Genomic DNA, 20319 nt, shown 5'->3' with positions numbered 1-20319 from the left:
GCTGCGCCAGCCTTGCGGGGGGCCGCGGATGAAGGTCGATCCTGCCCGCGCGCCACGGGACGAGGCCGGGGATGGCGGCCTGTTGCTGCGCCTGTCCGATGCGGGCGGGGCGACGCAATTTGGTGCCTATCTGGACCGCCTGATGCCGGGAGGCGTTTCTTCGCAACGGCATTGGCATGATGCCGAGGATGAGATGGCCTTCATCCTGTCCGGACAGGCTGTGCTGATCGACGATGCGGGGGAAAGCCCGGTCGGGCCGGGGGATGCGCTCTGCTGGCCGCATGGCTGCCCGAATGCGCATCATCTGGCCAATCGGGCGGAGGAGCCCTGCACCTATGTGATCGTGGGCACGCGGGTGGCGGCGGATGTCTGCTATTACCCCGACCTTGGCCATCATCTGGTCAACGGGGCGACGGATTGGCGGGTGGAGGATGCGGAAGGGCGTATCCTGCGTTCCGGCACGCTGCCTGCGGAGCTGCTGAACCTGCCGCCGGTCTGGGGCCGCGACTTCGACCCAACCGATCCGGGGCAGCGCGTGCTGCGCGGCGCGGATGCGGTTTGGGAGGAGGTGGCGCTGGACCATCACCCGATCCTCGGCCCCGGCCCCGGCCCCTATCGCTATCGCCTGCTGTCCGATCCCGGCGGGATCACCCAGTTCGGCGCGTTCCTTGAGGAACTGCCGCCCGGTTCCCGTTCCGGCCACCGCCATTGGCATGAGGCCGAGGATGAGATGATCCTGATGCTGTCGGGCGAGGTGGTCCTTGTCGAAGAGACAGAGACGCCGCTGCGCGCGGGCGATGTGGCCTGCTGGCCTGCGGGTGCGCCCGTCGGGCATCGGCTGGACAATCGCGGGTCGGGCCCGGCCCGCTACCTTGTCATCGGGACGCGCGCCCAGCGCGACCGCATTCATTACACCGACCATGACCTGATCACGGAAAAGGACGGCGCCGCGCGCCGCTATCTGCACCGCGACGGCACCCCTTACGGAGGAACACCATGACCGATTTCACCTATGCCGTAGACGCCGATGGCGTGGCCACGCTGACTTGGGACGTGAAGGCCAAGTCGATGAACGTCATGTCGACCGAGGCGTTCGCCCTGCTCGACAGCCTGATCGACAAGGCCTTGGCCGACCCCGCGGTAAAGGGGATCATCCTGACATCCGGCAAAAGGGATTTTGCAGGCGGGATGGATTTGAACGTCATCGCCCAGATGCGGGCGGGCGGGGCCGAGGCGATTTTCGCGGGCGTGATGCAGATGCACAGCGTCCTGCGCAAGATCGAACGCGCCGGGATGGACCCCAAGACGAAAAAGGGCGGCAAGCCCATTGTCGCCGCCCTGCCCGGCACGGCGCTGGGGATCGGGCTGGAACTGCCGCTATCCTGCCACCGGATCATCGCCGCCGATAACCCGAAGGCCAAGATCGGCCTGCCCGAGATCATGGTCGGCATCTTTCCCGGCGCGGGCGGCACCACACGGCTTGTGCGCAAGATGGGGGCGATGATGGCAGCGCCCTTCCTGCTGGAAGGCAAGCTGAGCGATCCGAAATCCGCCAAGGCGGCAGGGCTGATTGATGAGGTTGTTCCGGCCGAGGAGTTGCTGGCGCGGGCCAAGGAATGGGTGCTGACGGCAAAAGAGGCCGATCTGGTGAAGCCCTGGGATGACAAGGGCTACAAGATGCCCGGTGGTGCGCCCTATCATCCGGCGGGGTTCATGACCTTTGTCGGCGCATCGGCCATGGTGATGGGCAAGACGATGGGGGTTTACCCCGCCGCCAAGGCGCTGCTGTCGGCGGTCTATGAAGGCGCGCTGGTGCCCTTTGACACCGCGCTGAAAATCGAGGCGCGGTGGTTCACCTCGGTTCTGATGAACCCATCCTCGACCGCGATGATCCGGTCCTTGTTCATCAACAAGGAGGCGTTGGAAAAGGGCGCGAACCGGCCCAAGGTGGCGGATCAGACGGTGCGGAAGGTGGGCGTCATCGGCGCTGGCATGATGGGGGCGGGAATCGCCTATGTCAGCGCCAATGCCGGCATCGAGGTGGTGCTGATCGACGCCGCGCAGGAGGCGGCGGATCGCGGCAAGGCCTATTCCGAAGGGCTGCTCGACAAGGGTATCGCGCGGCGCAAGGTGACGGTTGAAAAGAAGGCCGAGGTGCTGGCCCGCATCACCGCCACCACCGATTACGCCGCGCTGGCGGGGTGTGATCTGATCGTGGAAGCGGTGTTCGAAGACCCCAAGATCAAGGCCGAGGTGACGGCCAAGGTAGAGGCGGTGGTGGGCGCAGACTGCATCTTTGCGACCAACACCTCCACCTTGCCGATATCTTCGCTGGCCAAGGCCAGCGGGCGGCCTGCGAACTTCATCGGCATCCATTTCTTCAGCCCCGTCGACAAGATGATGCTGGTGGAAATCATCCGGGGGAAAGAGACGGGCGATGTGGCCGTGGCCAAGGCGCTGGATTACGTCCGCCAGATCCGCAAGACGCCCATCGTGGTGAACGACGCGCGGTTCTTCTACGCCAACCGCTGCATCATCCCCTATATCAACGAAGGCATCCGCATGCTGGCCGAAGGGGTGGAGCCGTCGCTGGTTGAGAATGCCGCGAAACTGGTGGGTATGCCCTTGGGGCCGCTGCAATTGGTGGATGAAACCTCGATCGACCTGGGCGTAAAGATCGCCAAGGCCACGAAGGCCGCGATGGGCGACGCCTATCCCGATGGCGCGGTGGATGAAGTGCTGTTCTGGATGGCCGATCAGGGGCGCATGGGCAAGAAATCCAATGCGGGCTTCTATGCCTATGATGCGGCAGGCAAGCGCGAAGGGCTTTGGGACGGGCTGGCCGCCCAATATCCGGTGGCCGACGACCAACCCGATCTGACCACCGTGCAGCACCGCCTGCTGATGGCGCAGGTGCTGGAGGCCGTGCGCGCGCTGGAGGATGGGGTGCTGACCGATATCCGCGAAGGCGATGTCGGCGCGATCCTAGGCTGGGGCTTTGCGCCCTGGTCGGGCGGGCCGTTCGGCTGGCTGGATATCATCGGGGCCGCGCGTGCGGTGGAAATCTGCGACCGGCTCACCGCCAGCGAAGGCGCGCGCTTCACCGCGCCGCAGATGCTGCGCGACATGGCGGCGAAGGGTGAGGCGTTCTACAGCAAGGGCGCAGGCGCAAAGGCCGCCTGAGCGGGCGGCAGGAACCGCGCGCGTTCGCCCTCGGCAATCAGGCCCGCTACAAGTTGGCGGGCCTCTTTCAACCCAAGCGACGTCATGCCGTCGCCGCGAAACATGTTGGCCGCAGCGTTGCCGATGCCGGCACAGCCCAGCATCAGGCAAGGCCCGGCAAAGACGACCTGTGGCGTGTCAAATTGGAGATGCACCATCTCTACCTCGCGCGGGGCGCGGCGGGTGATGCCATTCCAGCCCAGCAGGGCCAGCGCGGGCACCATGACAAAGGGCTCGCCATACATCTCTTCGGCCAGTTCGCTTTCCAGCATCACCATCTGTGCGGGCAACAGCTCCACCGGGTGATCGTTCGCCATCACGCCCTCGGGCAGAAGCAGCGGCCAAAAGGCCGGGGGCACCCAAGCCGCCTGGGCCGAGCGGAAGACAGCGGCCACGGGCATTTCGCCCTGTTCAAAGGTCAGCACCGGATCGCCGGGTTCCAGATCGCCCGCCTCGACCCAACCATCCGGCGTGGCGAGGGATTGCGAAGCCGGCAGCCCGTCCACCAGAATGGCCGGGACTGCCGATCCACCTTTTGCAACTGATGACTGCACCTGACCTGCCTTCACTCAAGGGTCCACAGCCTGCAACCTGCAGGGGAGATTGGGCAAGCGAGGGGCGAAAGACGGGCATTGCTGCGATAGATTGTGTCGGAAACGGGAACAGTCAGCCCGGATCGAAACCGTATCCAAAGCGCGCGATATCCGCCGCGCAGAGGCGGGCCACCAGCGCGGCATCGCCGTCGCTGTAATAGGGCCGCCAATCCCGCGCGCGCGCGCTGTCATTGGCGCGGGGCAGCGGCGTCAGGCGAAAGCCCAGATGCGTCTCGAACGGGATCAGGTCTTCGTCCAGCCGCTCCAGCCGCGCATAAAGCGTGGCGCGGTCCCGCCCCTGCGCATCGCGCAGATAAGCGGCACAGGGCCATGCGGCAAAGGCGGCCTGCGTGTCGGGATGGTTGAGAAAGGCGCTGAAATCGGTGGTCTTGGCCACCCCCACCGCCGGATGGGCAAAGGATTGGCCCCGCAGCCAATGGTAATAGCTGACCATGCGATCCCAAGGGTTGCGGACAAGCGTCAGGATGAAGAACGCGTTCAGGTCTTCAGGCGTAAGCAGCCCGTCAAGATCGGCCAGCGTGGAATGTTTCCACAGCCGCCCCTTGGCGGGCAACCCCGCCAGCCGCCCCCGCCGCGCCCGCGCCTTGGGCGTGTCGCCGATCAGGATGTCATCCTTCATCGCACGGGCCTCCAGCGCCAATGTCAGCGCCGTGCCCCCGGTCTTGGGGATATGGACAAAGACATAGCGCCGCCCGCGTGACAGGATCACGGCTGCCCCCGGCGGAAGCGGAATTTGAACGCAAATTCCGCGCCGGAAAATGCGCGCATTTTCCGATGCGATTTCTGCGTGCAGAAATCGCCCCCCGGCATCAGTTCACGCGATTGGGCAGGTCGCGCCCGTCGAGATGGGCGATCAGGTTCTCCACCGCCATCATCCCCATATTCTCGCGCACCTCCAGTGCCGCCGTGCCCAGATGGGGCAGCAGCGTCACATTCTCCATCGCCATCAGGGCGGCGGGAACCTGTGGTTCGAACTCATAGACATCAAGGCCCGCCCCCGCGATCCGCCCCTCGGCCAGCGCGGCAATCAGCGCCGTCTCATCCACCACATCGCCGCGCGCGATGTTGATGAAAATGCCCGTGGGCTTCATCGCGGCAAAGGCGGCGGCGTTGATCAGGTGATGGGTGGCCTTACCCCCCGGCACGGCGACCACGACGAAATCCTGCGCCATCGCCTCTTCCATCGCCACCTGCCGCGCGGGAACCCCGGTATCCGTTACGGGGGATCGGTTGTGGAACACCACCTCCATCCCAAAGCCCGCCTGACAGCGCCGTGCGATGGCCTTGCCGATACGGCCCATGCCGATGATGCCGACCGATTTGCCGCTGACATGGGTGCCCAGCATCTGCGTCGGCCCCCAACCCACCCAGTTGCCCGCGCGCAAGATCCGCTCGCCCTCGCCCAGCCGCCGCGCCGTCATCAGGATCAGCGACAGCGCGATATCCGCCGTGGCATCCGTCACTGCACCGGGGGTGTTGGTCACCGCCACGCCTGCGGCCTTGGCAGCCTCAACGTCGATATGGTTATAGCCCACCCCGAAATTGGCCAAAAGCTTGCAGCGGGGGCTTGGGACATCGGCAAAGACATCGGCCTGAAACCGGTCGCCCAGCGTGGGCATCACGGCATCATGGTCGCGCAACGCGGCGCGCAGTTCATCGGGCGTCAGAACCCGCGCCTCTTCCTCTCGCAGGGTGACGTCAAAGCGCGCCTTGGCGGCGGCCAGCACCCGCGCGGGCATCCGCCGTGTGATCAAGAGTTTCATCATTCAGAAAAGCCTCCCCCCCAGCGGGACATCCTGCCCCGGACCGATCAGCACCACCTCACCGTCGGCATCCGGCACGCCCAGCACCAGCACCTCAGACATCACCTTGCCGATCTGGCGCGGCGGAAAGTTCACCACGGCCAGCACCTGCCGACCGACCAACCCTTCGGGCGAGTAATGCCGGGTGATCTGGGCCGAGGATCGTTTCTCGCCGATCTCGCCCCCAAAATCGACCCAAAGCTTGATCGCGGGCTTGCGCGCCTCGGGGTAGGGCTCGGCGCGGGTGATGCGGCCCACGCGGATATCGACCTTGGCGAAATCGTCATAGGTGATGGTCATTTGCCAAGCTCCCGCCCGCGATCCGCCGCCGCCTTCACCGCGCGGACCATCAGCCCCGGCAGTTCCGGCATCAGCACGGCCAGCGCCGCCGCCGTGGTGCCACCGGGTGAGGTGACGTTGACACGCAATTGCGCCGCGCTGTCGGGCGAGCGATGCGCCAATTCCCCCGCCCCGCAAACAGTGGCGCGGGCCAGTTGCATCGCCACCTCAGGCGACAACCCCTCGGCCTCGCCCGCTGCCGCCATCGCCTCGATCAGGTGGAACACATAGGCGGGGCCGGACCCGGACACGGCGGTGACGGCATCAATCTGATGCTCGCCGTCCAGAAGGACCGTCTCACCCACCGCCGCCATAAGCGCCACGGCCAGCGCCATATCGGCATCTGACACATGGGCATTGCGGCACAGCGCGGTGATGCCCCGGTTCACCATGGCGGGCGTGTTGGGCATGGTGCGCACGATGGGGGTCCGGTCGCCCAGTGCGGCCTCAAACGCCGCAATCGTGGTGCCTGCGGCGATCGAGACGAAAAGCGTCGTCCCATTGCCCAGCGCCTGCAAGGCGGGCAGCGCCGCCCCCATCATCTGCGGCTTGACCGCCAGCAGCGCCACGGCGGGCGCAGGCGGAACCCCTTCGTTCAGATGCACGCCGCTGCCACGCAGCCAATCCGACGGGTTGGGTTCAATGACCCAGACCGAGGCCGCAGGCACACCAGCGCCCAACCAGCCCGTCAGCAGGGCCGTTCCCATCTTGCCGCATCCCAGAAGAACCAGCCCGTCTTGGGCCACCCGCTCCAACGTCATTCACCGCCCCTGTCTGTCTTCGCAGGGCAGGTTAGGCGCGACCGTAAGCCTCGGCAATGGCGACCTTCATCGCGTCTGCCGGGGCCTTGTCGCCCCATGAGACAAGCTGGAAGGCCGGATAGAACCGCTCTGCCGCGCCCACGGCGGCGGCGATCAGGCGGTCGATCTGATCGGCGGTCACATATTGCCCGCCCGATAGCAGCAGACCATAGCGCCAGACCATCAGCTTCTGGTCTTCCCAATAGGTGAAGGCCCCGGTCCAGACCATGTCATTGCAGCGGTTGAGCACATCATACAGCGCGCCCATCCGCGCGGCGGGGGGCTCCATCTCGAAGGTGCAGATCAACCGCAGCGTTTCATCCTGCGCCGACCAGGCCAGCGTCAGGCTGTAGGTGCGCCATTGCCCCTCGACCGCCATGGCGATCTGGTCATCGGTGACGCGGTCAAATTCCCAATCGTGATGCTCGGCAAGGGTTTCGACAATGTCGATCGGGTGCAGATCGTCGGTGGTCAGAAAGTCTTCAACGAACGACATTACCCGGCCTCATCATGATGCTTCCTGCGGGGGAATACCCACAAGAAGCTGGGCGTCTGGCAAGGATCAGCGTCTGCCCGACGTGACCTATACTAGATATGGTGTGACAGAAGGGGAAGTCTGTAAAGCGATTTCTGGCGAAATCTTCTGTGGACAAATGGTTCTTAACGGGGCTTTCCGGCCCATGATCGGGCAGGTTGAAAACCCAATCGGTGATCGGCAACCTGCGCGTGTAGCGGCAGCTTTCACACGGTCACTTTGGAAGAAGCCAGGAGTTTCTGGCGGCGCGGGTAGCGCATCCGCACCCAACGCAAAAGGCGGCCCGCAGGCCGCCTTGGTCGCCTTACCCTGACAGGTAACGCTTACTCCGGCTTCTTCTTCGCGGCCTTGGGCGCATCGCCGGCCAGCTTGGCCTCCAGCGCGGCCAGACGGGCTTCAAGCGCGGCGTTTTCTTCGCGGGCTTTCACGGCCATGGCGCGTGCGGCGTCGAACTCTTCGCGGGTCACGAAATCACGGTCGGCCATCCAGCGGTCGATCATGCCTTTCATGGCCGTCTCGGCCTCGGTCTTGGCGCCCTGTGCCACGCCCATGGCGTTGGTCATCAGTTGCGACATGTCGTCAAAGAACTTGCTGCGCGTCTGCATGGCCGCACTCCTTTTGCTTGTCCTTCTATATGGCCCTGATCCCCCCGGACACAACCCTGTCAGGCTGCTTCATCTTGGCACAAATACCCAACTTCCACCGTCACCCCCCGCGCATGGCCACAGAAAAGGGCACGCTCCCTCCCCCGCCGGGGGAGGGCCGGGGTGGGGGTCCGCCCGGCAAAGGGCGCAGTGGTTGACTTCCCGCGCCCCAGCCCGGAAAACCACCCCGTCCGCGTGCAAGAGGCATCATGTCCTATATCCCCTTCCCCGACCTCTCGCCCGAGATCTTTCGGATCGACCTTGGCGGCTTCTCCTTCGCCCTGCGCTGGTATGCGCTGGCCTATATCGTGGGGCTGGTGGCGGGGTGGAAGCTGATCGCGCGGATTGTCAGCACCCCACGGCTTTGGCCCGGCCGCGCGCCGATGACGGCAGAGCAGGTGGAACGGCTGCTGACATGGGTCATCGTCGGCGTCGTGCTAGGCGGGCGGCTGGGCTTTGTGCTGTTCTACCAGCCGGGATTTTACCTGCAAAACCCCGGCCATATCCTGCGGGTCTGGGAAGGCGGGATGTCCTTCCATGGCGGGTTCCTTGGCGTGGTCGTCGCGGGCATCCTGTTCTGCCGCCGCGAGGGCATTCCGATGCTGTCCGCCGCCGATCTGATGGCGGTGGTCGCCCCCATCGGCATCGGCCTTGGGCGGCTGGCCAATTTCATCAATGCAGAACTTTGGGGTCGGCCCACCACCCTGCCTTGGGGCGTGGCCTTTCCGGGTGAGGCGGCGCAAACCTGCCCCGGCGTCGTGGGCATCTGCGCCCGCCATCCGTCGCAGCTTTATGAAGCGATGCTGGAAGGATTTCTGCTGTTCCTCGTGCTGCTGTGGGTCGTCTATCGGCGCGGCTGGCTGGCTTGGCCGGGCCGGACGGCAGGGCTGTTCTTCGCGGGCTATGGGCTGGGGCGGTTCGTGGTGGAATTCGTCCGCCAGCCCGATGCGCAATTCGTGACACCCGGCAATCCGCTGGGCCTTGCGCTGCATATGGGCGGCTATGGGCTGACCATGGGGCAGATCCTGTCGCTGCCCATGATCGTGGCGGGGGTCTGGTTCATCGCCCGCGCGCGGCGCAGCGCGCCCTCCCCGGCATGACGGCTCTGGCGGACCTGCTGATCCGCCGGATCGCGGCCACGGGGCCGCTGACGCTGGCCGATTATATGGCCGATTGCCTGCTGCATCCCGATCACGGCTATTACGCGACGCGCGATCCGTTCGGCGCGGGTGGCGATTTCACCACCGCCCCGGAAATCAGCCAGATGTTTGGCGAGTTGCTGGGTCTGTGCCTTGCCCAGACATGGCTCGATCAGGGTGCGCCCGCGCCTTTCACGCTGGCCGAGCTTGGCCCGGGACGCGGCACGCTGATGGCCGATCTTCTCCGCGCCACCCGCACTGTCCCCGGGTTTCATGCCGCCGCCCGCGTGACGCTGATCGAGGCGTCGGCCACCCTGCGCGGCATCCAGCGCCGGACGCTGGGCGATCATCCAGTCACCTGGGCCGATAGCGTTGAGGCGCTGCCCGAAGCGCCGCTGTTCCTGATCGCCAACGAATTCTTCGACGCCCTGCCGATCCGCCAGTTCACCCGCCAGAGGGAGGGTTGGGCAGAAACGGTGGTGGGTCTGGACGGGGATCGCCTGTCCCTTGGCCGCACGCCGCCTGCGCCATTGGCAGCCCTCGATCACCGCCTGCCCGACACCGCGCCGGGGGACATCGTGGAGATCTGCCCCGCCGCCGCGCCGATCATGGCGCGCATCGGCGGCCTGATCGCCCGCCATGGCGGCGCGGCGCTGGTGATCGACTATGGCGGCTGGCAATCGCGCGGCGACACGTTTCAGGCGTTGCAGGATCACCGCCCCACCGATCCGTTGGCCGCCCCCGGCCGGGCCGATCTGACGGCGCATGTGGATTTCGCGGCCCTCGCGCACGCCGCCCCGCCCGCCCGCGCCAGCCGGATGATCGAACAGGGCGCGCTCTTGCAGCGCCTTGGGATTGATCAGCGCGCGGCGCGGCTGGCAACTTCGCTGACCGGCGCGGCGCAAGAGTCGCATCTTGCGGCGCATCGGCGCTTGACCGACCGGGCGGAAATGGGTTCGCTGTTCAAAGCGCTGGCGGTCTATCCGCCGCATCGGATGCCCCCGCCCGGATTTGACGCCTGACATGCTGGAAAAGATCACCTCTGACGCGCTGCCCGTGCATCACGGCTTTTTCACCCGCAAGGGTGGGGCGTCTTCGGGCATCTTTGCAGGGCTGAACTGCGGCCCGGGATCATCGGATCAGGCCGAGGTGGTGGCGATCAACCGCGCCCGCGTGGCCGAGGCGATGGGTGTGCCGCACGATCACCTTGTGTCCATCCATCAGGTGCATTCGGCAAATGTGGTTCATGTCACCGCCCCCTTGGCCGACCGCCCGCTTGCCGATGGCATGGTCACCGCCACCCCCGGCATCGCGCTGGGTGTGCTGACTGCCGATTGTCAGCCGGTGCTGTTCGCCGATGCAGAGGCCGGGGTGATCGGCGCGGCCCATGCCGGGTGGCGCGGCACCCGCGATGGCGTGCTGGAGGCCACGGTCGAGGCGATGGTCGCCCTTGGCGCGCGGCGCGAAAAGATCGCCGCCGTGATCGGCCCCACGATCAGCCAATCCGCCTATGAGGTTGGGCCCGAGTTTTTTGAAACCTTCACCGATGATGACCGCGACTCTGCGCGCTTTTTCATCGCGGGGCAGGATGGGCGCTATCTGTTCGACCTGCCCGCAATGGGCCTGTCGCGCCTGCGGGCGGCCGGTGTGGGCCATGCCGAATGGACGCGGCACTGCACCTATCGCGATTCGGAGCGATTCTTTTCCTATCGCCGCACCACCCATGCCGGTGAGGCCGATTACGGGCGATTGATGTCGACCATCCGCCTGTGATTGCGGCGAGATTCCGGCAGGCCTTCGCCACGGCATTGTCGCATTTTAGGAAACAATCCATGGCGATTGGCGCGTCATTGGAAACGCATAAATGAAATCAATGGCTTACGCCATTTTAGTCATTTTGGCATCGCCGCCACAATCCGCCCGCGCCACAAGGGTTTGATCCACGCATTTCCGGCCCAAACGCCAAAACCCTGCCGCAAAGCACCGTCAGATTTTGTCTCAACAGGGCGCAACGGCCCAAGGGATGAAAGACGGAGACGGAAGATGAAAAAGGAACGCCGCTGGCTGAAATCGGTCCTCGCTGCCAGCCTCGAGCCGCAGCCCGCCCTGCCCTGGCAGCGCGGCACCCGTCGCCGCCCCGAGGCGGTGAAGACCGCCGCCCCCACGATCAAGCCGCGCGCCATCGCCGCCCGCTGATCCGCCACCCATTCACGCAAAAGGCCGGGCATAGCGCCCGGCCTTTTTGCATCCCAACCAGAGGCGCGCGTCAGGCGCTGCGCGCCAGTCGCGCCTCCAGCACATCAAAGGGAACGCCGGGCTGATCCTTGGCGCAGCGGATCACGAGGCTGGTCTTTACCGTCGCCACATTCTCGGCCTTCAACAATTCACCGGTCAGAAAGCCCTGAAAGGTGGAAAGGTCCGGCGCCACGCATTTCAGGATGAAATCAATCTCGCCGTTCAGCATATGGCATTCGCGGACCAGCGGCCATTGGCGGCAGCGTTCCTCGAAGGTGGCAAGGTCGGCCTCGGCCTGCGATTGCAGGCGGACCATCGCAAAGACCTGCACCTCGAACCCCAGTTCGCGCGCGTCGATATCGGCGTGATAGCCCTTGATATACCCCGCCTCTTCCAGCGTGCGCACGCGACGCAGACAGGGCGGCGCGGAAATGCCCACACGTTTGGCCAGTTCCACATTGGTCATGCGGCCATCAGCCTGCAACTCGGCAAGGATATGACGGTCGATCGGGTCGAGCTTCGATCCGGCCATGGTGCGGCTCCCCTTGTTCCGGTTCTTGAAGGCAGTCCGGATATGGGGCCTAGATAGGCGCGTCGGTGGCCCCGCGCAATATTGTTTCAACAACGCGCAAGAAAAATCGCACACCTTTCAACCAAGTGATCAAAATTGCGCCTTCCGCTGCCGGGGAAAGGCGGGCGAAAAACGGGTGGTCCCCGCCCCTTTCCCCCGCCTGCGGCTTTGCCTATATGGAAGGCCCGGATGGGCATGGGGAATGAAATGGGCACGACGCGGCATACCAAGGTTCTGATCATCGGCTCCGGCCCGGCGGGCTACACCGCCGCCGTCTATGCCTCGCGCGCCATGCTGGAACCGATCCTTGTGCAGGGTCTGCAACCCGGCGGGCAGCTGACCATCACGACCGAGGTGGAAAACTGGCCGGGTGACAGCCATGTGCAGGGCCCCGATCTGATGGTGCGGATGGAAGACCATGCCCGCGCCATGGGGGCCGAGATCATCAGCGATTACATCACCTCGCTTGACCTGCAAAAACGCCCCTTCACCGCGCAGGCCGACAGCGGCACCACTTACACGGCGGATGCCGTGATCCTGGCCACCGGGGCGCAGGCGAAATGGCTTGGCCTGCCGTCTGAAGAACGGTTCAAGGGCTTTGGCGTATCCGCCTGCGCCACCTGCGACGGGTTCTTCTATCGCGGCAAAGAGGTGGTGGTGATCGGCGGCGGCAATACGGCCGTGGAAGAGGCGCTGTTCCTGACCAACTTCGCCACCAAGGTGACCCTGATCCACCGCCGCGACAGTTTCCGTGCCGAGAAGATCATGCAGGACCGGCTGTTCAAGAACCCCAAGGTCACGGTCCTGTGGAACCATTCCGTGACCGAGGTGCTGGGCGATGACACGCCGCTGGGCGTGACCGCCGTACGCGCGCAGAACGTACACACGGGCGAGACGACGGATATCCCCTGCGCGGGCTTCTTCGTGGCCATCGGCCATGCCCCGGCCTCCGAACTGGTGAAGGATCAGCTGGAGCTGCACAATGGCGGCTATGTGGTGGTCGAACCCGGCACGACGCGCACCTCGATTCCGGGCGTGTTCGCGGCGGGCGACCTGACCGACCACGTCTATCGTCAGGCAGTGACCAGCGCCGGGATGGGCTGCATGGCCGCGCTGGATGCGGAACGGTTCCTGGCCGGGCACTGACCAAATTTCTTCGAAGAAATTTGCAAAAGTTTTCGAAAACTTTTGCGCCCGGCGGGCCGCCTGTCCCCACGAACCCTGAACCGGGCAAACGCCCTTCGCCGCAGATGCGGGGCGCTGGAACAGCGTTCCGCGTTGCGACAGAAGCGCAGCATTTCCGCCCTTTTCGTTCGGTTTAACCCTTGTTTGCTGGAAATTCATTCGCCAAGGGCGTAAAGCGCCCGGCGACAGGCGGGGTTCGTCCCGCCCAAGAACACCCACCAGAGGCCCGTTTCAGATGACGCTGTCCAACCTTGCCCCGATCCCGGAGCTTTATGTCTCCCACGACTCCGCCCTCAAGCTTAAGCATGAGGCGGCGAATTTGCCGTCCTGGGATCTGACCGCGCGTCAGGTCTGCGATCTGGAGCTTTTGATGAATGGCGGGTTCTTCCCGCTGAAGGGCTTCCAGTCCGAGGCCGATTATAACGGCACGGTCGAAAACATGCGCACCGCCGATGGCACGCTGTGGCCGATCCCGGTGACGCTGGACGTGTCCGAGAAATTCGCCGAAGGCGTCGCGCCGGGGCAGGACATCGCCCTGCGCGATCAGGAAGGCGTCATCCTTGCCATCATGTCGGTGTCCGACAAATGGGTGCCGAACAAGGCCAAGGAAGCCGAGCATGTGTTTGGCGCCGACGATCTGGCCCATCCGGCTGTGAACTATCTGCACAACGTGGCTGGCCCCGTCTATCTGGGCGGCCCGATCACCGGCATCCAACAGCCCGTGCATTACGACTTCCGCGCCCGTCGCGACACGCCCAACGAATTGCGCGCCTTCTTCCGCAAGATGGGCTGGCGCCGCATCGTGGCTTTCCAGACCCGCAACCCCCTGCACCGCGCGCATCAGGAACTGACCTTCCGCGCCGCGAAAGAGGCCGAAGCCAACCTCCTGATCCATCCCGTTGTCGGCATGACGAAGCCGGGCGATGTGGACCATTTCACCCGCGTCCGCTGCTATGAGGCGGTGCTGGACCAATACCCCGCCTCCACCACGCACCTGTCGCTCCTGAATCTTGCCATGCGCATGGGCGGCCCGCGCGAGGCGCTGTGGCACGCCATCATCCGCAAGAACCACGGGTTGACCCATTTCATCGTGGGCCGCGATCATGCCGGTCCGGGCAAGAACAGCCAGGGCAAGGATTTCTACGATCCCTATGCAGCGCAGACGCTGGTGGCGGAACATCAAAAAGAAATCGGCATCGAGATGGTCGATTTCAAACAGATGGTCTATGTGCAGGAAAAGGCACAGTATTACCCCGTGGACGAGGTGCCGGAAGGGTCCACCGTCCTTGATATTTCGGGGACCGAACTGCGCCGCCGTCTGCGCGAAGGGCTGGAGATTCCGGACTGGTTCTCCTTCCCGCAGGTGGTGACGGAACTGCGCCGCACCTCGCCCCCGCGCGCCAAGCAGGGCTTTACGGTGTTCTTCACCGGCCTGTCGGGTTCCGGCAAATCCACCATCGCCAACGCGCTGATGGTCAAGCTGATGGAAATGGGCGGTCGCCCCGTCACGCTTCTGGACGGCGACGTGGTCCGCAAGCACCTGTCGTCGGAACTCGGCTTCTCCAAGGAACACCGCGACATCAACATCCGCCGCATCGGCTATGTGGCAAGCGAGATCACCAAGAACGGCGGCATCGCCATCTGCGCCCCCATCGCGCCCTACACCGCCACGCGGCGGGCGGTGCGCGAGATGGTCGAGGCTTTCGGTGCCTTCATCGAGGTGCATGTCGCAACCTCGATCGAAGAATGCGAACGCCGTGACCGCAAGGGGCTCTACAAGCTGGCGCGCGAAGGCAAGATCAAGGAATTCACCGGGATCTCCGATCCCTATGAAGCGCCGACACAGGCCGAACTGGTGGTCGATACCGAAGGCGCAGACGTGGATTACTGCGCGCAACAGGTGATCCTGAAGCTGGAAAGCATGGGCCTGATCAAAGCCTAAGCTGAAGCGGACCGAAACAACAAAGCCCCGCAGCGATGCGGGGCTTTTTCATTCGCCAAGCTGTGTGTCGGGATCTTGACGGACATGCAGGATGCGGATGACTTCGATCCCGCCCGGCCCTGGTCGATAGAACACGACGTGGGATGCAACGACATAGCGGAGCAGACCGTGACTTGCCCCCACGCTGCGGCCATGCATTTCACCCAAGGCAAGACGGCGGCATGCCGCGCGGATGGCAAGGGTATAGTCTATGGCGCGTCGCTCGCCCCACCGATCAACGGTATAATCCCAGATACCATCCAAATCCCCGACCGCAGCCGGGGTAAACGCAACCGAGGTCACTCTATACTCCGACCCGTCTCTTTACGCTTCCGCGCTATGAACGCGTCAAAATCAAACGGTTCGGCGGGGCCGGACCTTTCGCCTTCGTCCAGCGCCTCATGCAGGGCCTTCAGCCTCGTCTCGTAATCTTCCAGCATCCGCAGGCCTGCGCGCACCACTTCACTGGCTGATCCATAGCGCCCGGATTCGACCTGTTCGCCGATGAATTGCGAGAAATGGTCACCGATCGTGACCGATGTATTGCGCGGCATGTCCTGTCTCCAACCTCGACACCGCGGCAAAATATACCAACAAGTATTACAGGACAAGCGCGTGCTACGGGCCGCCGCCTGCCACATCAGGATTCCCGACGCCCGCTCTACCGCTCCAAGGCGCCCTTCCCGGCGAGGATCTGCGTGCGAAAGCCCGCGATGCGGCGGTGTCGCGTCTCGGCCGTCTTGGCGGTGGACAGGTTCACCACATAGCTGCGCTGCCGCCCTGGCGTCAGGGCATGAAACGCCTCGGCCAGTTCGCCATCAGCATCCAGCGCCTGCACCAGTTCATCGGGCAGATCGGGCGCATCTGCCGCCTTGGGCGCTTTGATGCCCGCCTCGGCATAACCCATCGCCTCGGCCAGATAGGCGCGGATCGTGGCGGCCCGGGCCATGACCTCTGCGCTGTTGGCAAAGCGCATCACATCAGGGTGCGGCGTGTTCGGCCCCTGCCGTTCCAGCACCCCATCCGGATCGCGCATCAGGGCGGCGTTGAAGAAGGACAGCCGGAAATCCCCCCGCAGCGCCCCGATCAGCGCGACATTGCGCCCCGCATGGATATAGCAGGGGTGGCCCCATTTCACCGTCTCGACCAGCCCCGCACCCCGGCACAGATCGCGCAGCGCCAGCAGGCCGGGCAGCCACTGGCGCACCGAACAATCAGCCGTGTCGAACCGCGCGCACCGCCCGCAGCCCTTGGCGAAATAATCTTCGATGTCGGTGATCATTCCAAACCCCCGAACAGCAGCCTATCGCAGCATTCGGGATCGGCCAACAGCGGAAGGCCGGGCGGGGGCGAACCCCGCCCCCCACGCCTTCAGTGCACGTTCACCGGTGCCATGTCGTTCTGGCGGGCCAAGGCAAAGGCCAGTTCGCGATCCTTCACCAGCGCCAGCCGATCCCCATCTTCGCCATGCAGCGCGTAGATCGTCTTCAGACCCCCGGCATGGGCCTGCACCTCGGCGGGCAGGTCGACCACGTTCACCGGGCGGATATAGACGATCCGCGTCGCGCCTTCGGGAAGGCCTTCATATTTCGCATCCATCCTGACACCTCATTTCCGACCGTTGCGCGACGTGATGGCGATGGTCTGCACCACGGTTTCGGGCACGGCCCGTTTCAGATCGATATGCAACAGGCCGTGTTCCATATTGGCCCCCGCCACCTCGACCCCGTCCGCCAGCACGAAGCTGCGCTGAAAGGCGCGGCTGGCGATGCCCCGGTGCAGAAAGACCCGGTCAACCGGCTCCTCGCCCTGACGGCCACGGATCACAAGCTGGCGATCCTCGACCGTGATGGCCAAGTCGTCCTCGCGGAACCCCGCGACGGCCAGCGTGATGCGATAGGCGTTTTCCGAGGTCGCCTCGATATTGAACGGCGGATAGCCTTCGGTGGATTTGGCGGTGCGTTCCACCAGCCGTTCCAGCTGCTCGAACCCCAACAGGAAGGGATGGGTCCCAAAGCTCAGTTTCGTCATCGGTCATGCCCTTGTTGCAAAGCGACATTGCGGCGGGGCCCCGGTATCGGCAGCCCCGTCACCTTGAAATATGGGGCCGCGGGGGCAGCATCGCAAGGGCCACGGCGCAAAGCCGGCCCGGCGGGGCAAGGCTGCGGAATTCCGCGTTTTTCCGACAGAATCCTTCCCGCAAAGCCAGAGAATCACTATATTGTCCTTAGGCAAGAAGAAGCCCCTCTCGTCCAAGGCAAGGCCATGAACGCGCCCAGCGAAATGAATTTTGAAGACATGCTGCGTATCCGGCTTGAGGTGCTTCGTCGTGAGCATCGCGATCTGGATGAGGCGATCCATGCGCTGGAAACCGCAGGGCGGCCCGATCAGCTTACCCTGCGGCGGCTGAAAAAGCAGAAGCTGGCGCTGAAGGATCAGATCGTGAAGCTGGAAGATCAGCTGATCCCCGACATCATCGCCTGATCGCAAGGCGGGGTTCCCCCCGCCGCCATGGGGACCACGTCTGCCACAGCCGCTTGCCCCCACAGCCCAATCCACTATACCCGCGAAATTCGCACAATCCGGGGGCGCTCATGGCCGTTGACGTTGGAATCATCATGGGGTCGCAATCCGACTGGGCCACGATGAAAGAGGCCGCCGCGATCCTTGATGACCTTGGCATCGGCTATGAGGCAAAGATCGTCTCGGCCCATCGCACGCCCGACAGGCTCTGGTCCTATGGCAAGACCGCCGTGGATCGCGGGTTGAAGGTCATCATCGCGGGCGCAGGCGGTGCCGCGCATCTGCCCGGCATGATGGCCTCCAAGACACGCGTCCCGGTGATCGGCGTGCCCGTGCAGACCAAGGCCCTGTCTGGTGTCGACAGCCTTTATTCCATCGTCCAGATGCCCAAGGGCTTTCCCGTCGCCACCATGGCCATCGGCGCGGCGGGTGCGGCCAATGCAGGGCTGATGGCGGCGGGCATCCTTGCGCTGAACGACCCCGCCCTCGCGGCGCGGCTTGACGCATGGCGCGATGCGCTGTCGGCCTCGATCCCCGAGGAGCCTTTGGATGACTGATCCCCTCGCCACACCCCTCGCCACGGGCGCAACCATCGGCATCCTCGGCGGCGGCCAGTTGGGGCGGATGCTGTCGGTCGCGGCGGCGCGGCTTGGCTTTCGCACGCATATCTTTGAGCCTAGCGCAAACCCACCCGCCGCCCATGTGGCGGATAAGGTAACGACCGCAGGCTATGACGATCTGGCCGCGCTCGCGGCCTTCGCGGCCTCGGTCGATGTCATCACCTATGAGTTTGAGAACATCCCCACCGCCGCGCTGGATGTGCTTGAGGCGACGCATCCCATCCGCCCGAACCGCCGCGCACTGGCCGTGTCGCAGGACCGGATCGCCGAGAAAGATTTCCTCACTTCTCTTGGCCTGACCACCGCGCCCTATGCGGCGGTGAGCAGTCTGGATGATCTGCACCACGCCATTGCCCGGATCGGGGTGCCCGCTATCCTGAAAACCACGCGACTGGGCTATGACGGCAAGGGTCAGGCGCGACTGCGCAGCCTGGGCGATACCGAGTCCGCCTTCGCCGCCATGAATGGTGCCCCTGCGGTGCTGGAAGGCTTCATCGATTTCAGCCATGAGGTCAGCGTGATCGCCGCGCGCGGGCTTGACGGATCGGTCGCCTGCTACGACCCCGGCGAGAATGTGCATAAGGACGGCATCCTTGCCACCACCACCATTCCCGCCCGCCTGTCCCCGTCACAGCGGACCGATGCCATCCTGTTGGCCGCGCGCATCCTGAACGCGCTGGACTATGTGGGTGTGATGGGGGTGGAGCTGTTCGTCACCCGCGCCGGGCTGATCGTGAACGAGATCGCGCCCCGCGTGCACAATTCCGGCCATTGGACACAGAATGGCTGCGCGGTGGATCAGTTCGAACAGCACATCCGCGCCGTGGCGGGCTGGCCCTTGGGCGACGGGTCGCGCCATTCCGACGTCGTGATGGAAAACCTGATCGGGGATGACATCCTGCGCGTGCCTGCCATCGCGCGGGAAAAGAACGCCGCCCTCCACCTCTACGGCAAGGCCGAGGCGCGGCCCGGCCGCAAGATGGGCCATGTGAACCGGATCGTCAGTTAAGCCACCACCCCACCAGCCCCGGCACGATCAGCGCCGTCATCACCGCGTTCAACCCGATGGCGATGCCTGCAAAGGTGCCCGCCACCGGGTCTACCTGAAAGGCCCGCGCCGTGCCAATCCCGTGCGAGGCAAGGCCCACCGCAAAGCCCCGCGCACGGTAATCCCGGATGCCAAGCCCGTTCATCAAGGGCGTCACAACCACCGCTCCGATCATACCCGTCAGGATCACCAGCACCGCCGTCAGCGCGGGATCACCGCCCAGCCCTTCGGTGATGGACATGGCCACCCCAGCCGTCACCGATTTCGGCGCAATCGCCACCAGCACCGCATCCGATGCACCAAAGGCCCAGGCCACACCCAAGGCCGACACCGCCGCCGTCACACTGCCCGCCACCAGCGCCGCCAGCATCGGCAAGGCCGACCGCAGGACCGTCGCGCGATGCTCCCAAAGCGGCAGGGCAAGGGCCACCGTGGCAGGCCCAAGCAGGAAATGGATGAACTGCGCGCCTTCGAAATAGGTCGGGTAATCGGTGCCCGATGCCAGCAGCAGTCCACCGACCAGCACCACGGCAATCAGCACCGGATTGGCCATCGGATGCCGCCCCGCCCGTGCGGATGCCCAATCCGCCACCGCATAGGCTGCCAGCGTCACCGTCAGCCACAGAAGCGGCCCTTCCGTCAGATAAACCCAAAGCGCAAAGTCCGTCGCCATCACGTCTGCCCCATCATCCGCGCCACCAGCCGAAAGGTGACAACCGACACGATCAGCGTCAGTACGGTTGACACCACCAGCGCCGCCGCCAGCGCCAGCCACGCCCCGGCCAGCACCTCCAGATTGCCCACCACGCCCACCCCCGCCGGCACGAACAAAAGCGACAGATGCGCCAGCAGGAACCGCCCCGCCGGCTCCACCCCCGCCAGGACGGGCGGCGAAAACCGGTCGCGCAGCCACAGCACCCCCAGCATCGCGGCCATCCCGATCACCGGCCCCGGCACAGGCAGGCCAAGGCCCCGCGCGACAACCTCACCCAGCAACTGACAGCCAAGAATGACCGCAAGACTTCCGATCATGCCAGTCTCTCCCTTTCCCTACCCAATTC

26 protein-coding genes are annotated in these 20319 nt (G+C 64.9%); 11 read left to right on the top strand and 15 right to left on the bottom strand.

Annotation, left to right across the window (positions count from 1 at the left end):
* The first annotated feature begins 28 nt into the window (after positions 1 to 28).
* Positions 29 to 1000 (top strand): cupin domain-containing protein, encoded by a 972-nt coding sequence (locus tag RSE12_04600; protein ID WRH63619.1) that lies wholly within the window; start codon positions 29 to 31, stop codon positions 998 to 1000.
* Positions 997 to 3183: a 3-hydroxyacyl-CoA dehydrogenase NAD-binding domain-containing protein gene (locus RSE12_04595; GenBank protein WRH63618.1), complete on the top strand. Its 2187-nt coding sequence runs from the start codon at positions 997 to 999 to the stop codon at positions 3181 to 3183. Before RSE12_04600 ends, RSE12_04595 begins: the two co-directional genes overlap by 4 nt.
* Here RSE12_04595 and RSE12_04590 read toward each other — a convergent pair.
* The 7 genes from RSE12_04590 to RSE12_04560 form a co-directional block, all read right to left on the bottom strand.
* Complete coding sequence (locus tag RSE12_04590; protein ID WRH63617.1) at positions 3150 to 3728, bottom strand: Hint domain-containing protein; 579 nt, start codon at positions 3726 to 3728, stop codon at positions 3150 to 3152. The two genes, RSE12_04595 and RSE12_04590, sit on opposite strands and share 34 nt — an antisense overlap.
* A gap of 160 nt (positions 3729 to 3888) precedes the next feature.
* Complete coding sequence (locus tag RSE12_04585; GenBank protein ID WRH63616.1) at positions 3889 to 4545, bottom strand: sulfotransferase family 2 domain-containing protein; 657 nt, start codon at positions 4543 to 4545, stop codon at positions 3889 to 3891.
* Between the two features lie 100 nt (positions 4546 to 4645).
* Entirely contained in the window at positions 4646 to 5599 is a 954-nt protein-coding gene (locus RSE12_04580; GenBank protein ID WRH64740.1) for a D-glycerate dehydrogenase, read from the bottom strand.
* Positions 5600 to 5602: 3 nt separating this feature from the next.
* Positions 5603 to 5938: a tRNA-binding protein gene (locus RSE12_04575; protein ID WRH63615.1), complete on the bottom strand. Its 336-nt coding sequence runs from the start codon at positions 5936 to 5938 to the stop codon at positions 5603 to 5605.
* Entirely contained in the window at positions 5935 to 6738 is an 804-nt protein-coding gene (proC, locus tag RSE12_04570) for a pyrroline-5-carboxylate reductase (protein WRH63614.1), read from the bottom strand. Before proC ends, RSE12_04575 begins: the two co-directional genes overlap by 4 nt.
* A gap of 31 nt (positions 6739 to 6769) precedes the next feature.
* Complete coding sequence (locus tag RSE12_04565) at positions 6770 to 7273, bottom strand: YbjN domain-containing protein (protein WRH63613.1); 504 nt, start codon at positions 7271 to 7273, stop codon at positions 6770 to 6772.
* Positions 7274 to 7635: 362 nt separating this feature from the next.
* Entirely contained in the window at positions 7636 to 7917 is a 282-nt protein-coding gene (locus RSE12_04560) for an accessory factor UbiK family protein (GenBank protein ID WRH63612.1), read from the bottom strand.
* Between the two features lie 248 nt (positions 7918 to 8165).
* Between RSE12_04560 and lgt the strand changes: the two genes are divergently transcribed.
* The 4 genes from lgt (at position 8166) to RSE12_04540 (ending at position 11291) form a co-directional block, all read left to right on the top strand.
* On the top strand, positions 8166 to 9056 hold the full coding sequence (gene lgt, locus RSE12_04555) for a prolipoprotein diacylglyceryl transferase (protein WRH63611.1): 891 nt from the start codon (positions 8166 to 8168) through the stop codon (positions 9054 to 9056).
* Positions 9053 to 10117, top strand: a complete 1065-nt coding sequence (locus tag RSE12_04550) for an SAM-dependent methyltransferase (protein ID WRH63610.1) — start codon at positions 9053 to 9055, stop codon at positions 10115 to 10117. The genes lgt and RSE12_04550 overlap by 4 nt, the downstream gene beginning before the upstream one ends.
* Before the next feature lies 1 nt (position 10118).
* Positions 10119 to 10868 (top strand): peptidoglycan editing factor PgeF, encoded by a 750-nt coding sequence (pgeF, locus tag RSE12_04545; GenBank protein ID WRH63609.1) that lies wholly within the window; start codon positions 10119 to 10121, stop codon positions 10866 to 10868.
* Positions 10869 to 11138: 270 nt separating this feature from the next.
* Positions 11139 to 11291: a hypothetical protein gene (locus RSE12_04540; protein ID WRH63608.1), complete on the top strand. Its 153-nt coding sequence runs from the start codon at positions 11139 to 11141 to the stop codon at positions 11289 to 11291.
* A gap of 70 nt (positions 11292 to 11361) precedes the next feature.
* Here the strand turns inward: RSE12_04540 and RSE12_04535 are convergent, their stop codons facing one another.
* A complete protein-coding gene (locus tag RSE12_04535; GenBank protein WRH63607.1) occupies positions 11362 to 11862 on the bottom strand; it encodes an Lrp/AsnC family transcriptional regulator in 501 nt (166 codons plus the stop codon).
* A gap of 246 nt (positions 11863 to 12108) precedes the next feature.
* Here RSE12_04535 and trxB point away from each other — a divergent pair, with 246 nt between their 5' ends.
* Positions 12109 to 13047 carry a thioredoxin-disulfide reductase gene (trxB, locus tag RSE12_04530; protein WRH63606.1) on the top strand — a complete coding sequence of 313 codons (939 nt, stop codon included), beginning with the start codon at positions 12109 to 12111 and terminating at the stop codon, positions 13045 to 13047.
* Between the two features lie 274 nt (positions 13048 to 13321).
* Positions 13322 to 15028 carry a bifunctional sulfate adenylyltransferase/adenylylsulfate kinase gene (locus RSE12_04525; GenBank protein WRH63605.1) on the top strand — a complete coding sequence of 569 codons (1707 nt, stop codon included), beginning with the start codon at positions 13322 to 13324 and terminating at the stop codon, positions 15026 to 15028.
* 48 nt (positions 15029 to 15076) lie between these two features.
* Here RSE12_04525 and RSE12_04520 read toward each other — a convergent pair whose 3' ends face one another.
* From RSE12_04520 to RSE12_04500, 5 genes are all read right to left on the bottom strand, one after another.
* The gene (locus RSE12_04520; GenBank protein WRH63604.1) at positions 15077 to 15370 is read right to left on the bottom strand and encodes a type II toxin-antitoxin system RelE/ParE family toxin; all 294 of its coding nucleotides are present in this window, start codon (positions 15368 to 15370) and stop codon (positions 15077 to 15079) included.
* The gene (locus RSE12_04515) at positions 15367 to 15621 is read right to left on the bottom strand and encodes a type II toxin-antitoxin system ParD family antitoxin (protein WRH63603.1); all 255 of its coding nucleotides are present in this window, start codon (positions 15619 to 15621) and stop codon (positions 15367 to 15369) included. Before RSE12_04515 ends, RSE12_04520 begins: the two co-directional genes overlap by 4 nt.
* 107 nt (positions 15622 to 15728) lie before the next feature.
* Positions 15729 to 16349, bottom strand: a complete 621-nt coding sequence (locus tag RSE12_04510; GenBank protein ID WRH63602.1) for a YdeI/OmpD-associated family protein — start codon at positions 16347 to 16349, stop codon at positions 15729 to 15731.
* 89 nt (positions 16350 to 16438) lie between these two features.
* The gene (locus tag RSE12_04505) at positions 16439 to 16666 is read right to left on the bottom strand and encodes a DUF1150 family protein (protein WRH63601.1); all 228 of its coding nucleotides are present in this window, start codon (positions 16664 to 16666) and stop codon (positions 16439 to 16441) included.
* A gap of 9 nt (positions 16667 to 16675) precedes the next feature.
* The gene (locus RSE12_04500; protein ID WRH63600.1) at positions 16676 to 17098 is read right to left on the bottom strand and encodes an Hsp20 family protein; all 423 of its coding nucleotides are present in this window, start codon (positions 17096 to 17098) and stop codon (positions 16676 to 16678) included.
* Positions 17099 to 17332: 234 nt separating this feature from the next.
* Here RSE12_04500 and RSE12_04495 point away from each other — a divergent pair, with 234 nt between their 5' ends.
* The 3 genes from RSE12_04495 (at position 17333) to RSE12_04485 (ending at position 19219) form a co-directional block, all read left to right on the top strand.
* Positions 17333 to 17551 (top strand): DUF465 domain-containing protein, encoded by a 219-nt coding sequence (locus tag RSE12_04495; GenBank protein ID WRH63599.1) that lies wholly within the window; start codon positions 17333 to 17335, stop codon positions 17549 to 17551.
* A 110-nt stretch (positions 17552 to 17661) separates the two neighbouring features.
* Positions 17662 to 18147, top strand: coding sequence for a 5-(carboxyamino)imidazole ribonucleotide mutase (gene purE / locus RSE12_04490; GenBank protein ID WRH63598.1), 486 nt, complete (start codon positions 17662 to 17664; stop codon positions 18145 to 18147).
* The gene (locus RSE12_04485) at positions 18140 to 19219 is read left to right on the top strand and encodes a 5-(carboxyamino)imidazole ribonucleotide synthase (GenBank protein WRH63597.1); all 1080 of its coding nucleotides are present in this window, start codon (positions 18140 to 18142) and stop codon (positions 19217 to 19219) included. Before purE ends, RSE12_04485 begins: the two co-directional genes overlap by 8 nt.
* Here RSE12_04485 and RSE12_04480 read toward each other — a convergent pair.
* Together RSE12_04480 and RSE12_04475 are read right to left on the bottom strand one after the other, a co-directional pair.
* Complete coding sequence (locus RSE12_04480) at positions 19212 to 19931, bottom strand: LrgB family protein (GenBank protein WRH63596.1); 720 nt, start codon at positions 19929 to 19931, stop codon at positions 19212 to 19214. The genes RSE12_04485 and RSE12_04480 overlap by 8 nt on opposite strands.
* Positions 19931 to 20290, bottom strand: a complete 360-nt coding sequence (locus RSE12_04475; GenBank protein ID WRH63595.1) for a CidA/LrgA family protein — start codon at positions 20288 to 20290, stop codon at positions 19931 to 19933. The genes RSE12_04480 and RSE12_04475 overlap by 1 nt, the downstream gene beginning before the upstream one ends.
* Positions 20291 to 20319: the final 29 nt, after the last annotated feature.

This window comes from Fuscovulum sp., assembly GCA_035192965.1.
Taxonomy (GTDB): Bacteria; Pseudomonadota; Alphaproteobacteria; order Rhodobacterales; family Rhodobacteraceae; genus Paragemmobacter.
The sequence above is the reverse complement of the archived record's forward strand: the minus strand, read 5'-3'. Positions and strand labels throughout refer to the sequence as shown.

Bases quoted from the DNA above. Each gene is read 5' to 3' on its own strand.
- RSE12_04600 (WRH63619.1), top strand. From the start codon at position 29: ATGAAGGTCGATCCTGCCCGCGCGCCACGGGACGAGGCCGGGGATGGC.
- RSE12_04595 (WRH63618.1), top strand. From the start codon at position 997: ATGACCGATTTCACCTATGCCGTAGACGCCGATGGCGTGGCCACGCTG.
- RSE12_04580 (WRH64740.1), bottom strand. From the start codon at position 5,599: ATGAAACTCTTGATCACACGGCGGATGCCCGCGCGGGTGCTGGCCGCC.
- RSE12_04575 (WRH63615.1), bottom strand. From the start codon at position 5,938: ATGACCATCACCTATGACGATTTCGCCAAGGTCGATATCCGCGTGGGC.
- proC (WRH63614.1), bottom strand. From the start codon at position 6,738: ATGACGTTGGAGCGGGTGGCCCAAGACGGGCTGGTTCTTCTGGGATGC.
- RSE12_04565 (WRH63613.1), bottom strand. From the start codon at position 7,273: ATGTCGTTCGTTGAAGACTTTCTGACCACCGACGATCTGCACCCGATC.
- RSE12_04560 (WRH63612.1), bottom strand. From the start codon at position 7,917: ATGCAGACGCGCAGCAAGTTCTTTGACGACATGTCGCAACTGATGACC.
- lgt (WRH63611.1), top strand. From the start codon at position 8,166: ATGTCCTATATCCCCTTCCCCGACCTCTCGCCCGAGATCTTTCGGATC.
- RSE12_04550 (WRH63610.1), top strand. From the start codon at position 9,053: ATGACGGCTCTGGCGGACCTGCTGATCCGCCGGATCGCGGCCACGGGG.
- pgeF (WRH63609.1), top strand. From the start codon at position 10,119: ATGCTGGAAAAGATCACCTCTGACGCGCTGCCCGTGCATCACGGCTTT.
- RSE12_04540 (WRH63608.1), top strand. From the start codon at position 11,139: ATGAAAAAGGAACGCCGCTGGCTGAAATCGGTCCTCGCTGCCAGCCTC.
- RSE12_04535 (WRH63607.1), bottom strand. From the start codon at position 11,862: ATGGCCGGATCGAAGCTCGACCCGATCGACCGTCATATCCTTGCCGAG.
- trxB (WRH63606.1), top strand. From the start codon at position 12,109: ATGGGCACGACGCGGCATACCAAGGTTCTGATCATCGGCTCCGGCCCG.
- RSE12_04525 (WRH63605.1), top strand. From the start codon at position 13,322: ATGACGCTGTCCAACCTTGCCCCGATCCCGGAGCTTTATGTCTCCCAC.
- RSE12_04515 (WRH63603.1), bottom strand. From the start codon at position 15,621: ATGCCGCGCAATACATCGGTCACGATCGGTGACCATTTCTCGCAATTC.
- RSE12_04510 (WRH63602.1), bottom strand. From the start codon at position 16,349: ATGATCACCGACATCGAAGATTATTTCGCCAAGGGCTGCGGGCGGTGC.
- RSE12_04505 (WRH63601.1), bottom strand. From the start codon at position 16,666: ATGGATGCGAAATATGAAGGCCTTCCCGAAGGCGCGACGCGGATCGTC.
- RSE12_04500 (WRH63600.1), bottom strand. From the start codon at position 17,098: ATGACGAAACTGAGCTTTGGGACCCATCCCTTCCTGTTGGGGTTCGAG.
- RSE12_04495 (WRH63599.1), top strand. From the start codon at position 17,333: ATGAACGCGCCCAGCGAAATGAATTTTGAAGACATGCTGCGTATCCGG.
- purE (WRH63598.1), top strand. From the start codon at position 17,662: ATGGCCGTTGACGTTGGAATCATCATGGGGTCGCAATCCGACTGGGCC.
- RSE12_04485 (WRH63597.1), top strand. From the start codon at position 18,140: ATGACTGATCCCCTCGCCACACCCCTCGCCACGGGCGCAACCATCGGC.
- RSE12_04480 (WRH63596.1), bottom strand. From the start codon at position 19,931: ATGGCGACGGACTTTGCGCTTTGGGTTTATCTGACGGAAGGGCCGCTT.
- RSE12_04475 (WRH63595.1), bottom strand. From the start codon at position 20,290: ATGATCGGAAGTCTTGCGGTCATTCTTGGCTGTCAGTTGCTGGGTGAG.